This window comes from Streptomyces sp. 35G-GA-8 (assembly GCF_023534745.1).
In the GTDB taxonomy this organism is placed as follows: domain Bacteria; phylum Actinomycetota; class Actinomycetes; order Streptomycetales; family Streptomycetaceae; genus Streptomyces.
This window is the reverse complement of the sequence record NZ_JAMHJQ010000007.1, coordinates 264,874-277,881: the sequence shown is the minus strand read 5'-3', so window position 1 is coordinate 277,881 and position 13,008 is coordinate 264,874. Positions and strand designations below refer to the sequence as shown.

The window sequence follows — 13,008 nt, the reverse complement described above, 5'->3', positions numbered from 1 at the left end:
GACGGATCCGGTGGGTCGGGCGCCGAATCGGAACACACCCCCGTGCCGCCAGGGGTGCTAGATCCCGAGCTTCGCTTCCTGGAGACGTGCGACGGCGTCCTTGTCGCCGTCGAGCTCCACATTCGCCGCCGCCTGCCGGCCGAACGCGAAGAGCAGCAGCTCACCCGGCTCGCCGGTGACCGTCACCACCGGTGTGCCGCGGTGGGCCACGGCCGTCTGGCCGTCCGGACGGCGCAGCACCAGACCGACCGGGGACTTCCGGCCCATCATCCGGCCGCCCTTCTCCAGCCGCGACCACAGCGTGTTCGCGAAGACGCTGTCCAGCTCCCGGGGCGTCCAGTCCGGCTGCGCCCGCCGTACGTCCTCGGTGTGGACATAGAACTCGACGGTGTTCGCGGCCTCGTCGATCTGCTTGACACCGAACGGGGACATCCGGGGCGGGCCCGTCCGGATCAGCTGGATCAGCTCCTCGTACGGCTTGGCGAGAAATTCCGCCTGCACCCGTTCGAGCCGGTTCTTGAGCGCGGCGAGCACCATCCCGCCCGCCGCGTCGGGGCGGCGCTCACGGACCACGACATGGGCCGCGAGGTCGCGGGTCAGCCAGCCTTCGCAGAGCGTCGGCGCATCGGGGCCCGCCGCCTCCAACAGGTCGGCGAGCAAGAGTCGTTCACGCTTCGCATGGGTCGACATACCGTAAGCCTACGGCGGCCGGGTCCCGTCCGCCCAGTGGACGTCCAGGTCGCCCGTCCCGCGGGCGCGGCACAATGGCCGTATGACCAGCACGCCCCCACCCGCGGGTCCGGCCGGCGGACTCGACCCCGCCATCGCCGACCGGCTCAAGCGCAGCGCCGACGGCCTCGTCCCGGCCATCGCCCAGCAGTACGACACCGGCGAGGTGCTGATGCTCGGGTGGATGGACGACGAGGCCCTGCACCGCACCCTGACCACCGGCCGCTGCACCTACTGGTCGCGCAGCCGGCGGGAGTACTGGGTCAAGGGCGACACCTCGGGCCATGTCCAGCACGTGAAGTCCGTCGCCCTGGACTGCGACGCCGACACCGTCCTGGTCCAGGTCGACCAGGTGGGCGCCGCCTGCCACACCGGCGCGCGGACCTGCTTCGACGCCGACGTACTGCCGCTCGGCCGCTGACGTCCGGGTGACGGCCTCAGGGGCGTCAGGGTGTTCCGGCGGTGGCCGTACGGGGTCATCTCGCGGGCGGTGACCTGCGCGTGGTGACCGTACGGAGCGGGTGTTCCACAGTCCGCGCCCAACGCCTCCCGTCCAACGAGTAGGGTCAGCGGCCATGGACCTTGAGACCTTCCGCAAGCTGGCGGTGGACCGCCGCGTCATCCCCGTCAGCCGGCGCCTCCTCGCGGACGGCGACACCCCGGTCGGCCTGTACCGCAAGCTCGCCGCCGAGCGCCCCGGCACCTTCCTGCTGGAGTCCGCGGAGAACGGCCGCTCCTGGTCCCGCTACTCCTTCATCGGGGTACGGTCCGCCGCCACCCTCACCGAGCGCGACGGCGTCACCCACTGGCTCGGCACCCCGCCCGTCGGGGTCCCCGTCGACGGGGACCCGCTGGCGGCCCTGCGCGCCACCGTGGAGGCCCTGCACACCCCCCGCGACCTCTCCTCCGGCATGCCGCCCTTCACCGGCGGCATGGTCGGCTACCTCGGCTACGACATCGTCCGGCGGCTGGAGCGGATCGGCGAGCACGGCCGGGACGATCTGCGCATCCCCGAACTGACCATGCTGCTCACCTCGGATCTCGCCGTACTCGACCACTGGGACGGCACCGTCCTGCTGATCGCCAACGCCATCAACCACAACGACCGTGACACCGGGGTGGCCGAGGCGTACGCGGACGCCGTCGCCCGGCTCGACGCCATGGCCGCGGATCTCGCCGAGCCGGTACGGTCCGCGCCCACCGCGCTGCCCGCCTCCCAACTGCCCGACTACACCGCGCTCTGGGGCGGCCCCGACTACCAGGCCGCGGTCGAGGACATCAAGGAGCGCATCAGGGCGGGCGAGGCCTTCCAGGTCGTCCCCTCCCAGCGCTTCGAGACCCCCGTCACCGCGAGCGCCCTGGACGTCTACCGGGTCCTGCGGGCCACCAACCCGTCGCCGTACATGTACCTCTTCCGCTTCGACGGCTTCGATGTCGTGGGCTCAAGCCCGGAGGCGCTGGTCAAGGTCGAGGACGGCCGGGCGATGGTCCACCCCATCGCCGGCACCCGGCCGCGCGGCGCCACGCCCCAGGAGGACCAGGCCCTCGCCGACGAGCTGCTCGCCGACCCCAAGGAGCGCGCCGAGCATCTGATGCTCGTGGACCTCGGCCGCAACGATCTCGGCCGGGTCTGCGAGCCCGGCACCGTCGAGGTGGTCGACTTCATGTCCGTCGAGCGCTACTCGCATGTCATGCACATCGTGTCCACGGTGACCGGACGGGTCGCGGAGGGGCGCACCGCCTTCGACGTGCTGACCGCCTGCTTCCCGGCGGGCACCCTCTCCGGCGCCCCCAAACCGCGCGCCATGCAGATCATCGACGAGCTGGAGCCCACCCGGCGCGGACTGTACGGCGGCTGCGTCGGCTATCTCGACTTCGCGGGGGACTCCGACACCGCCATCGCCATCCGTACCGCCCTGCTGCGTGACGGCACGGCGTATGTGCAGGCGGGAGCGGGTGTGGTGGCCGACTCCGATCCGGTCTCGGAGGACACCGAGTGCCGGAACAAGGCCGCCGCCGTGCTCCGCGCCGTCCACACCGCCAACCGGTTGAACGCCGGGTAACCCCCGGGCGGCCGGGTGGTCGGAGCCGTAGGGGATAGTGGGGTGCGTGAGTGCCGTACCCGTACCCCAGCCCCGTACCGCAGGACCCGCGGCCACCGCCAGGAGCGGCGGCGGCGGGGGCCGTCGTGCCCTCGCCGCGGCGCTGCTGCTCGGCGCCGCCGGGGCCGCGATCGCGCTGATCGCCTCCGGCCAGATCTGGGCCGAGGGCACCGCGGCCGTCGGCGGCGGCTCCGTGCCGCTCGACGCCGACGGCCGGGATGTCACCGGCGTTCCGGCCGCGCTCGGCATCGTCGGACTCGCGGCGCTCGTCGCCGTCTTCGCCGTACGCGGAGCGGGGCGCGTCCTCGTCTCGGCGCTGCTCGCGCTGAGCGGCGCGGGCGCGGCCGTCGCCGCGTTCCTCGGCGCGTCGGACAGCGCGGCCCTCGACGAGCTGGCCGCGAAGACCACCGGCGACAGCTCGGCCACCGTCGACGCCCTGACCCATACCGCGTGGCCCTATGTGACCGCGGCCGGTGGTGTGCTGATTCTGCTCGCGGGCGCTCTGGCCCTGCTGTACGGGCGGCGCTGGCCGGGGATGTCGGGCCGGTACGAGCGGCCCGGCGGAGGTCCGGCCGCGCGCGGCCGCGGGGCCCGTCGGGCTCCCGCGGTGGACCCCGACCGTCCCGAGGATCTGTGGAAGGCCCTGGACAGGGGCGAGGATCCCACGCGCGAGAGCTGACTCACACCCGAGGACCCCAGGGGCCGGTACGGGTTCCGCATGCGGGACAATGTGGATTGAGCGTCCGACTCACCCAGCGCAACAGCAACGAGGAGCAACTCATGGCGGGCACCAGCCACGGACACACCCCGGCCGCCTGGACCGGCGTCACTATCGCCTTCATCGGCTTCTGCATCGCGGGAGTCTTCATGGTGGCGGCGAATCAGCCGGGGTTCTGGGCCGGTATCGGCGTGGTCTTCCTCGGTGGTGTCGTCGGCCTCGCGATGCGGGCCGCGGGCCTGGGCATGCCGAAGGAGTCGGCCGCGATGGCGCAGGCGAGGGCCGCCGCGGTGCAGCAGCAGGTCGAGAACGGCGCGGGGACGCAGGTCCGGCCCGAGGCGCAGGGCCAGGCGCAGGCACCGCAGACGCAGGCCGTCTGACGGACGGGGGCCGCGGGCCGCGTCCTTCTCCACAGACACGGTTCCGCACGCACTCATTCCGCGCGTTGAGACGCACCGAGACGCAGTCCGGCGGGACCGGGCTGCGTCTTTCCGTATGAGCGGGGACAATCACCGGGTGGATGACGCCCTGTCTGTGCCCGCGCCCGCCCGGCCGGCCCGCCCGTCGACGGCGCGGCTGCTGCTGCCGCCGCTGGCCACCCTCGCCGCGGTGGCCGCCGCCTTCACCTACGTCGGGCTGGTCGACCCCAACGAAACCGGCCACTATCCGGTCTGTCCGCTGTACGGCCTGACCGGCATCCTCTGCTTCGGCTGCGGCGGGCTGCGCAGCGCCCACGCCGTCGCGCACGGCGACTGGATCGCCGCCCTCGGCGACAACGCCCTCGCCACCCTCGGCTACCCCGTCTTCGCCGTTCTGTGGGTGGTGTGGCTCGTACGTGCCAGGAAGGCGCTCCCCGTGGTGATCACCCTGCGGCCCGTCTGGTGGTGGGCCCTCGGCGGGGTGATCCTGACATTCAGCGTCGTCAGAAACTTGCCCTTCGGCTCGTCGCTCGCGCCATGATGGTCCAGGCAGTGTCATGCTCGGCCCACCGGATGCGGGTCCTGCGGCCAGTTCCGGCTAGCATCGATATGGCTGATCCTGATCCAATGGCCGATCTGATCAGCGACAGAGCTTGATTCGAACCAGTCCCGGAAGGGGGCCGCTCGCGTGAGTGTGCTCGACGAGATCATCGAAGGCGTACGCGCCGACCTCGCAGAGCGGCAGGCGCGCGTGGGCCTTGACGAGCTCAAGGAGCGCGCGGCGAAGGCGCCCCAGGCCAAGGACGGTGTCGCCGCGCTGCGCGGTGAGGGCGTCCATGTGATCTGCGAGGTGAAACGCTCCAGCCCGTCCAAGGGCGCGCTCGCCGCGATCGCCGACCCCGCGGCGCTGGCCGCCGACTACGAGGCGGGCGGCGCGGCCGTCATTTCCGTACTGACCGAGCAGCGGCGCTTCGGCGGCTCGCTGGCCGACCTGGAGGCGGTGCGCGCCAGGGTCGACATCCCGGTCCTGCGCAAGGACTTCATCGTCACCTCGTACCAGCTGTGGGAGGCGCGGGCGTACGGCGCCGATCTGGTGCTGCTGATCGTCTCCGCGCTGGAGCAGCCGGCCCTGGTCTCGCTCATCGAGCGCGCCGAGTCGATCGGGCTCACCCCGCTCGTCGAGGTGCACGACGAGGACGAGGTCGAGCGGGCCGTGGACGCCGGGGCGAAGATCATCGGTGTCAACGCGCGTGATCTGAAGACGCTGAAGGTCGACCGGAGCACGTTCGAGCGGGTCGCCCCCGAGATTCCGGCCGGCATCGTGAAGATCGCCGAGTCGGGGGTGCGCGGGCCGCACGATCTGATCGCGTACGCGAACGCCGGGGCCGACGCGGTGCTTGTCGGTGAGTCGCTGGTGACGGGGCGGGACCCGAAGTCGGCGGTGGCCGACCTGGTGGCCGCGGGTGCGCATCCGGCGCTGCGGCACGGGAGGGACTGACCCCGCCATGCCCGCCGCCCGCTCCGCAGCCATGACGCCGGACACCCACGCGCCTCTCGCGCGCGGGTGCCGTCCGCGCGGCTGCCGGGCGCCGGCGCGGCGGGTGCACGGACGGCGGGTGCGGTACGTGATCGGTGACGAGCCCGGTCAGGTCAACGGGATGCGATGGCGCGGGGCCGCGCGTTAGGCGTGGCCTTCGCGGTGCGGTGAGCGCGCGTTGCGCGTGCGGTGCCGCGCCGTGCGCGGGTGGTTGTGGGTGCGGTGACCGCGCGTTGTGCGGTGCCGTGCCCCGGGGTGCGGTGGCTGTGCGTTGTGCGTACGGTGCCGTGCCTCCGTGGCCGGTTCCTGGACTGCTTTCCTCACCGCGCTTCGCGCGAGCTGCGACGCTTTACGTCCAGAAACCGGCCACTGCGGCCCGTCCCCTCGCGTCCGTTGCCGGGTGCGGGGCCGCCTCGCCTCGCCTTGACGCAACACGGTGCTCCCGTATTCGTTTGCTTCTGAGGAGATCTGGCATGGCCAGTGCTTTTTTCATCCCCGACCCTGACGGGCATGTCCCGAGCGCCGAAGGGTACTTCGGTGCCTTCGGCGGCAAGTTCATCCCCGAGGCGCTCGTCGCCGCCGTCGACGAGGTCGCCGTCGAGTACGAGAAGGCCAAGGGCGACCCCGCCTTCGCCGCCGAGCTCGATGACCTCCTGGTCCACTACACCGGGCGCCCCAGCGCCCTGACCGATGTTCCGCGCTTCGCCGAGCACGCCGGCGGTGCCCGGGTGTTCCTCAAGCGCGAGGATCTGAATCACACCGGCTCCCACAAGATCAACAATGTGCTCGGGCAGGCGTTGCTGACGAAGCGGATGGGCAAGACCCGGGTCATCGCCGAGACCGGGGCCGGGCAGCACGGGGTCGCGACCGCGACCGCCTGTGCGTTGTTCGGGCTTGAGTGCACCATCTATATGGGCGAGATCGACACCGAGCGCCAGGCCCTGAACGTGGCCCGGATGCGGATGCTCGGTGCCGAGGTCGTGCCCGTGAAGTCCGGGAGCCGGACGCTGAAGGACGCCATCAACGAGGCGTTCCGCGACTGGGTCGCCAATGTGGACCGTACGCACTATCTGTTCGGGACGGTCGCGGGGCCGCATCCCTTCCCCGCGATGGTGCGGGACTTCCACCGGGTCATCGGCGTCGAGGCCCGGCGGCAGATCCTGGAGCGGGCCGGGCGGCTCCCCGATGCCGCTGTGGCGTGTGTGGGCGGCGGGTCCAACGCGATCGGGCTCTTCCACGCGTTCATCCCCGACGCGGGCGTACGGCTGGTCGGCTGTGAGCCGGCCGGGCACGGGATCGGGACGGGGGAGCACGCCGCCACCCTGACCGCGGGCGAGCCCGGCATCCTGCACGGGTCGCGGTCGTACGTTCTCCAGGACGAGGAGGGCCAGATCACCGAGCCGTACTCGATCTCGGCCGGTCTCGACTACCCCGGCATCGGCCCCGAGCACGCGTATCTCAAGGACAGCGGGCGCGGGGAGTACCGGGCGGTGACCGATGACGACGCGATGCGGGCGCTGCTGCTGCTGTCGCGTACGGAGGGCATCATTCCGGCGATCGAGAGCGCGCACGCGCTGGCCGGCGCGCTGGAGGTGGGGCGGGAGCTGGGCGAGGACGGGCTGATCGTCGTCAACCTGTCCGGGCGCGGCGACAAGGACATGGACACGGCCGCCCGCTACTTCGGGCTGTACGACGGGGAGGGCACCAAGTGAGCGGGAACATCCAGCTGCTGAGTGACGCGCTCGCGGCGGCGAAGGCCGAGAACCGCGCCGCGCTGATCGCCTATCTTCCCGCCGGATTCCCGACGGTGGACGGGGGGATCGAGGCCGTGAAGGCCGTCTTCGACGGTGGCGCGGACGTGGTCGAGGTGGGGCTGCCGCACAGCGACCCGGTGCTCGACGGGCCCGTCATCCAGACCGCCGACGACATCGCGCTGCGGGGCGGTGTGAAGATCGCGGATGTGATGCGTACGGTCCGCGAGGCGTACGAGGCGACCGGTAAGCCGGTGCTCGTGATGACCTACTGGAATCCGATCGACCGGTACGGGGTCGAGCGGTTCACCGCCGAGCTGGCCGAGGCGGGCGGCGCCGGGTGCATTCTGCCGGATCTGCCCGTGCAGGAGTCCGCGCTCTGGCGTGAGCACGCCGAGAAGCACGGGCTGGCGACCGTATTCGTGGTGGCTCCGAGCAGCAAGGACGAACGGCTGGCGAAGATCACGGCGGCGGGCAGTGGTTTTGTGTACGCGGCGTCGCTGATGGGCGTCACCGGTACGCGGGCCTCGGTGGGTCTGGAGGCCAAGAACCTGGTGGGGCGTACGCGCGCCACGACCGCGCTGCCGGTCTGTGTCGGGCTCGGGGTGTCCAACGCGGAGCAGGCGGCCGAGGTCGCCGGATTCGCGGACGGTGTGATCGTCGGGTCCGCGTTCGTGAAGCGGATGCTGGACGCCGAGGACGAGGTGGCGGGGCTGGCCGCGGTCCGCGCGCTCGCCGCCGAGCTGGCCGAGGGCGTTCGCAAGCGCTGACGGGTGACCTCACCCGTACGGGTGGACCTGGGACCGGGGAGGTGCGCAGGCGCCTCCCCGGTTCGTTGCTGTGGGCGTGAGCGAGAAGAACCGTGAGGCAAAACGGAGCGCGAGAGAGCGGCTCCAGCAGGAACGTGCGGCGGACAGGACGCGGGAGAAGCGCCGGCGGACGCTGGTCGTCTCCGCGGCGGTGGTCGGGGTTCTCGGCCTGGTCGCGGTGGTCGGGCTGGTCGTCGCGAATGTCGGCAAGGACAAGGCCGACAGCGCGGGGGGCCCGGTCAGCGCGCCGTCGGGGCTGACGGGCAAGGACGATCTGGCGATCCCCGTGGGAGCGACGGACGCGCCGTCCACGCTCACTGTGTGGGAGGACTTCCGCTGCCCGGCCTGCGCCCAGTTCGAGAACGGCTTCAGGAGCACGATCCAGGAGCTGGAGAAGGCGGGGGAGCTCAAGGTCGAGTACCACCTCGCCACGCTCATCGACGGCAATATGGGCGGTACGGGCTCGCTGCGCGCGGCCAACGCGGCGGCGTGCGCGCAGGACGTCGGCAAGTTCGCCCCGTACCACGATGTGCTCTACCAGAACCAGCCCGCGGAGACGGACGACGCCTTCGCCAAGAACAGCCATCTGCTGGATCTGGCGGGCAAGGTCGACGGGCTGGAGTCCGCGCCCGGCTTCCGGGAGTGTGTGGACGGCGGTACGCACGACGACTGGGTGAACAAGTCCGCCGAGGCGTTCCGGACGGGTGGATTCTCCGGGACGCCGACGGTGCTGCTCAATGGTGAGTCGGTCTTCCCGAAGAAGGGCGCCGAGAACATCACCCCGGCCAATCTGAAGAAGTGGGTCACCCAGGCCAACAAGGGCAGGAAGGCGGGTACGACCACGCCGTCCGCGGCCGCCTCGATCCCGGTCGAATCGGCGCCCGCGGGGACCCCGTCGCCCTGAGCTCGTTATCCAGAAGTTGCCGGGCGGGTTGTCGTAGATCCCGCCCGGCACTGTAGCGTCGGTTCTGCCATGGACCTTGCATACATTCCCAGCCCGTCGACCGGAGTGCTCCACATCGGACCGCTCCCGTTGCGCGGCTATGCCTTCGCCATTCTCGTCGGGCTGTTCGTCGCCCTCTGGATCGTCAACCGGCGTTGGGTCGCCCGCGGCGGCAAGCCGGGAACGACCACGGACATCGCCGTCTGGGCCGTACCGTTCGGTCTGCTCGGTGGTCGCTTGTACCACGTCATCACCGATTACCAGCTGTACTTCGGTGAGGGGCGCGACTGGGTCGACGCCTTCAAGATCTGGGAAGGCGGCCTCGGCATCTGGGGCGCGGTGATGCTGGGCGCCGTGGGCGCGTGGATCGGCTGCCGCCGCCGGGGGATCGCGCTTCCGCCGTACGCCGACGCGCTGGCCCCGGCCCTCGCCGTGGCCCAGGCCATCGGACGCTGGGGGAACTGGTTCAACCAGGAGCTGTACGGCAAGGCGACCGATCTGCCGTGGGCGCTGAAGATCAGCGAGGGCCCCAACCGGGAGGCCGGCCTCTACCACCCGACGTTCCTGTACGAGTCGCTGTGGTGCCTCGGGGTCGCGGCGCTGGTCATCTGGGCCGAGCGCCGCTTCAAGCTCGGACACGGACGGGTCTTCGCGCTCTATGTCGCGGCGTACTGCGCGGGCCGCGGCTGGATCGAGTACATGCGGGTTGACGAGGCGCACCACATTCTGGGCCTCCGGCTCAACCTGTGGACCTCGATGATCATCTTCCTGCTCGCCGTTGCCTACCTCGTGGTCTCCAGCAAGCTGCGGCCCGGCCGTGAGGAGATCGTGGAACCCGAGAATGCCGACGAGGATTCCAAGAATGTAAATTCCGGAGACGCGGATTCCGGAGACGCGGATTCCGGAGGAAAGGAATCCGCAGGGAATGATTCCGGTCAGATCCGGGTGGCCGCGGAAACGCCCGGAACTGCTGAGAAGGACGAGAAGCCGGTGTCCTGAGTGACCAAGGGCGGGCCCGGCTGATCTTGCCGGATCCTTGATCTGCCTGCATGAAAGCACTTTTTTCGGCCCCGGGGGGCGCGTGATCGACATCCGCGCCCCCCGGGGCTTTCGGCTGTCGCAAATGTAATCGCGTCTCCGGCCGCCCTCGATACAGTGATCGCCGGGTGATGATCTCACCTTCTGCGTTACTGCTACGGGGGAGAAGAAGCGGTGCGGATAGTTCTGAAGGAGCACACTCGGCTGCTCTGCCAATGCGGCTGCGGTGTGCTGAGAACAGCGGACGAGACTCTGGATCTGGCGAAACTGACCGAACGCGAGCGAGAAGTGCTGCTGGCGCTCGGTACAGGTAGCCCCAACCGATTGGTGGCCCGACGCCTCGGCATAGCCGAGCGTACCGTCAAAGGGCATGTGGCGAGCCTGGTGTCGAAACTGGGCTTGGTGTCCCGGGTGGAGGTGGTCGCCGTCGCCATTCTCCACCATCAGCGTATCTGTACGGAAGATCCGGCACCCCTCCCTAAAGTGCCGTAGCCCCGAGCGGCTTTCGCTGAAAGCCTGCATGGGTGAGCGAACCGGGTTGCGCGATATCCCGGTAACCGTGCGCACTACGAGGGGAAAACAAATGAGAATGACCAGCAAGAAAGTCGCGGCCAGCGTCGCGGTGTCCCTGCTGATCGCGGGCGTAGGTCCCGCCGTCACGGTCTCCGCGGCGGCGGCCGACAAGCAGGAGCAGCGCACCGCGGCTCCGGCGGCGAAGGCCGACGGCGTCGCCCTGTACGAGGGGCTGTTCTTCGGCCAGGGCGCGGTGGCGAAGGCCCACCCCGATCTCGTGCTCGCCCGGGGCAAGACGGGCTCGGCCAACTCCGCCAAGGTCGCGGACAAGGTCGTGGCGACCATCAAGGCCAAGGACGCGACGTTCTTCGACCGGTTCGCCGCGGCCATGCAGAGCGGCAACGAGGTGCGGGTCAACCGCATCCTGGCCGAGACCAACACCAAGACCGTCGCGGCGATGAAGTCCGAGTTCGGTGACCCGGTCAAGGCCGAGGACAACCTCGGTGCGCAGTGCGTCGTGCTCGTGGTCGTCCTCGGTGTGGGCAACTTCGTCTACTTCGTCAATGTGTACGAGTCGGCCAATGTCGCCTACCAGGTCAACTGGGTCGACAGCGCCAGCCCGAAGGCCGGGGACACCATCAGCCGCGAGCGCTGGGTGCACCAGGCCGCACAGGCGCTGCGTGCCTGAGAGCGGCGCCATCTGGTAGCCGCACGCCCCACGGGCGAGCGGTTTCACACCTCACGGTGAGGCAGGACCGGTCCGCCGGGCGGCGGGCCGGCCCTGCCGCGTAAACAGGGGGAGGAATGAAGGAAACCGTGCCGCGGCAGAGCAGCAGAGCGGGTGCCGCGGGAAACAACGCGTCGGGTGAGAGAGCCCGGCCGGGACGTGTTCTGATCGCCATCGGCCTCTTCTGGACGGTGGTCGCGGGCTATGTACTGCATACGCAACTCCCGAGCAATGCCGTCCAATTGCCCGGCCAGCAGAGCCTGGAGCGCACGGTCCGGGTCGTCACCCCGCAGGGATGGGCCTTCTTCACGAAGTCCCCGCGCGACGCCAAGATCACCGTCTGGTCCGAGGATTCCGGCGGCGTCTGGCGTGACGCGATGCTGGCCCCGCATTCGGAACCGCGCAACTTCTTCGGTCTGAACCGGAAGTCGCGGGCCCAGGGCGTTGAGCTGGGGCAATTGCAGGCCCGGGTCAAAGCTGACGCATGGATTCCGTGCGAGGACCGTCCGCTGGCCACCTGTCTCGCCGAAGCGAAAAGCCCTGTCGAGGTGAATACTCCCGTGCCCGAGCCATTGCTCTGCGGCCGTATTGGTGTCACCCGGCAGGAAGTCCTGCCCTGGGCGTGGGCCGATTCCGAGGGGTCCGGGGACTCGGTGGAAATGCCGGGCAAGGTGGCGGTTCTGGAGGTGACATGCTGACGAAACTCGACGCATTCGCGGCTCGTATCGGATCCGTATCCCCCTGGACCAATGTGTACGGCGTCGCAAGGACGCTGCTCGCCCTGGGCACATTGTCGACGCTTCTCGCGACCGGCACCGACTCCCTTTTCCTGCCCGCGCAGGGAGTTCCCGACTATCCCAAATGCGACAACGTCGCCACTGTCGGGATCTTCTGTGTCGTACCGGAATCGGGTCTCTGGGCCGCCCGTCTGGCGGCCATCGCCATTCTGCTGGTCGCGGCGAGCGGCTGGCGTCCGCGCTACACGGCCATTCCGCACTGGTGGATCGCGTTCAGCTTCCAGGCCAATGTCACCGCGCCCGACGGCGGTGACCAGATCACCGCCGTCATGGTGCTGCTGCTCCTGCCCATCGCCCTCACCGACGGCCGCAGGTGGCACTGGGGCGCGCCCCAGGAGGCGGGTGGCACGACAGGGCGCACCCAGTGGGCCCTGTTCGCCTGGTCGGCCTCGCTGGTGATCCGGGTGCAGGTGGCCGGGCTTTACTTCCAGTCGTCGGTGGCCAAGCTCAGTCATACGGAGTGGGCGGACGGCACCTCGCTCTTCTACTGGCTCAGAGACCCCTACTTCGGCGCCCCCGGCTGGATCGCGCCGTTGACGGACGCGATCACCCGCACCAGCCTCGGTGTGGTGGCCTTCACCTGGATGCCTCTCGTCATCGAGTTCGCGATCGTGCTCGGCCTGATCGCCAAGCGTTCGGTCCGGCCGTATCTGCTGGTCGCCGGGGTCGCGCTGCATGCCTCCATCGGTCTGCTGATGGGCCTGGGCAGTTTCGCCCTCGCCATGTTCGGCTGTCTCGTCCTGCATCTGCGCCCGTTCGACCAGCCGTTCGAGTTCCCCGTCAGGATCGCGTCGTGGTGGTCGGCCAGGAAGTCCCCGGCGGTGGTACGGCGCGACGAGAGCCAGGAACGGAGACCGGCCGTGCCGGTCGCGGCCGGCCGCGAACTGACCACTCAGGACCGCCCGACGATGCGATGAAAGGCTGT

Annotated in this window: 16 protein-coding genes; 15 read left to right on the top strand and 1 reads right to left on the bottom strand. The window is 70.2% G+C overall.

Going from position 1 to position 13,008, the window contains the following annotated elements:
• Positions 1–57 precede the first annotated feature (57 nt).
• Entirely contained in the window at positions 58–690 is a 633-nt protein-coding gene (locus M1203_RS18060) for a TIGR03085 family metal-binding protein (protein WP_249950759.1), read from the bottom strand.
• A gap of 82 nt (positions 691–772) precedes the next feature.
• Here M1203_RS18060 and hisI point away from each other — a divergent pair, with 82 nt between their 5' ends.
• From hisI to M1203_RS17985, 15 genes are all read left to right on the top strand, one after another.
• Positions 773–1,150, top strand: a complete 378-nt coding sequence (gene hisI, locus M1203_RS18055; protein WP_249950758.1) for a phosphoribosyl-AMP cyclohydrolase — start codon at positions 773–775, stop codon at positions 1,148–1,150.
• Positions 1,151–1,304: 154 nt separating this feature from the next.
• On the top strand, positions 1,305–2,792 hold the full coding sequence (locus M1203_RS18050) for an anthranilate synthase component I (RefSeq protein ID WP_249950757.1): 1,488 nt from the start codon (positions 1,305–1,307) through the stop codon (positions 2,790–2,792).
• Between the two features lie 46 nt (positions 2,793–2,838).
• Positions 2,839–3,510, top strand: coding sequence for a TIGR02234 family membrane protein (locus M1203_RS18045; protein WP_374403282.1), 672 nt, complete (start codon positions 2,839–2,841; stop codon positions 3,508–3,510).
• 101 nt (positions 3,511–3,611) lie between these two features.
• Positions 3,612–3,929 (top strand): HGxxPAAW family protein, encoded by a 318-nt coding sequence (locus M1203_RS18040; RefSeq protein ID WP_374403372.1) that lies wholly within the window; start codon positions 3,612–3,614, stop codon positions 3,927–3,929.
• A 115-nt stretch (positions 3,930–4,044) separates the two neighbouring features.
• Complete coding sequence (locus M1203_RS18035) at positions 4,045–4,509, top strand: DUF2752 domain-containing protein (protein ID WP_374403280.1); 465 nt, start codon at positions 4,045–4,047, stop codon at positions 4,507–4,509.
• A gap of 147 nt (positions 4,510–4,656) precedes the next feature.
• Positions 4,657–5,466, top strand: a complete 810-nt coding sequence (gene trpC / locus M1203_RS18030) for an indole-3-glycerol phosphate synthase TrpC (RefSeq protein WP_030353557.1) — start codon at positions 4,657–4,659, stop codon at positions 5,464–5,466.
• A 7-nt stretch (positions 5,467–5,473) separates the two neighbouring features.
• Positions 5,474–5,653 (top strand): tryptophan biosynthesis modulator TrpM, encoded by a 180-nt coding sequence (trpM, locus tag M1203_RS18025; protein ID WP_249950755.1) that lies wholly within the window; start codon positions 5,474–5,476, stop codon positions 5,651–5,653.
• A 325-nt stretch (positions 5,654–5,978) separates the two neighbouring features.
• Positions 5,979–7,217, top strand: coding sequence for a tryptophan synthase subunit beta (gene trpB / locus M1203_RS18020; RefSeq protein WP_249950754.1), 1,239 nt, complete (start codon positions 5,979–5,981; stop codon positions 7,215–7,217).
• Positions 7,214–8,026: a tryptophan synthase subunit alpha gene (gene trpA / locus M1203_RS18015; protein WP_249950753.1), complete on the top strand. Its 813-nt coding sequence runs from the start codon at positions 7,214–7,216 to the stop codon at positions 8,024–8,026. The genes trpB and trpA overlap by 4 nt, the downstream gene beginning before the upstream one ends.
• A 76-nt stretch (positions 8,027–8,102) precedes the next feature.
• The gene (locus tag M1203_RS18010; protein WP_249950752.1) at positions 8,103–8,969 is read left to right on the top strand and encodes a thioredoxin domain-containing protein; all 867 of its coding nucleotides are present in this window, start codon (positions 8,103–8,105) and stop codon (positions 8,967–8,969) included.
• 69 nt (positions 8,970–9,038) lie between these two features.
• Positions 9,039–10,007: a prolipoprotein diacylglyceryl transferase gene (gene lgt, locus M1203_RS18005; protein WP_249950751.1), complete on the top strand. Its 969-nt coding sequence runs from the start codon at positions 9,039–9,041 to the stop codon at positions 10,005–10,007.
• A 213-nt stretch (positions 10,008–10,220) separates the two neighbouring features.
• The gene (locus tag M1203_RS18000; protein ID WP_249950750.1) at positions 10,221–10,538 is read left to right on the top strand and encodes a LuxR C-terminal-related transcriptional regulator; all 318 of its coding nucleotides are present in this window, start codon (positions 10,221–10,223) and stop codon (positions 10,536–10,538) included.
• Positions 10,539–10,635: 97 nt separating this feature from the next.
• Positions 10,636–11,247, top strand: a complete 612-nt coding sequence (locus tag M1203_RS17995; protein ID WP_249950749.1) for a hypothetical protein — start codon at positions 10,636–10,638, stop codon at positions 11,245–11,247.
• Between the two features lie 116 nt (positions 11,248–11,363).
• Positions 11,364–11,984, top strand: coding sequence for an SdpA family antimicrobial peptide system protein (locus M1203_RS17990; RefSeq protein ID WP_249950748.1), 621 nt, complete (start codon positions 11,364–11,366; stop codon positions 11,982–11,984).
• Positions 11,978–13,000, top strand: coding sequence for a sporulation-delaying protein SdpB family protein (locus M1203_RS17985; protein ID WP_249950747.1), 1,023 nt, complete (start codon positions 11,978–11,980; stop codon positions 12,998–13,000). The genes M1203_RS17990 and M1203_RS17985 overlap by 7 nt, the downstream gene beginning before the upstream one ends.
• Positions 13,001–13,008: the final 8 nt, after the last annotated feature.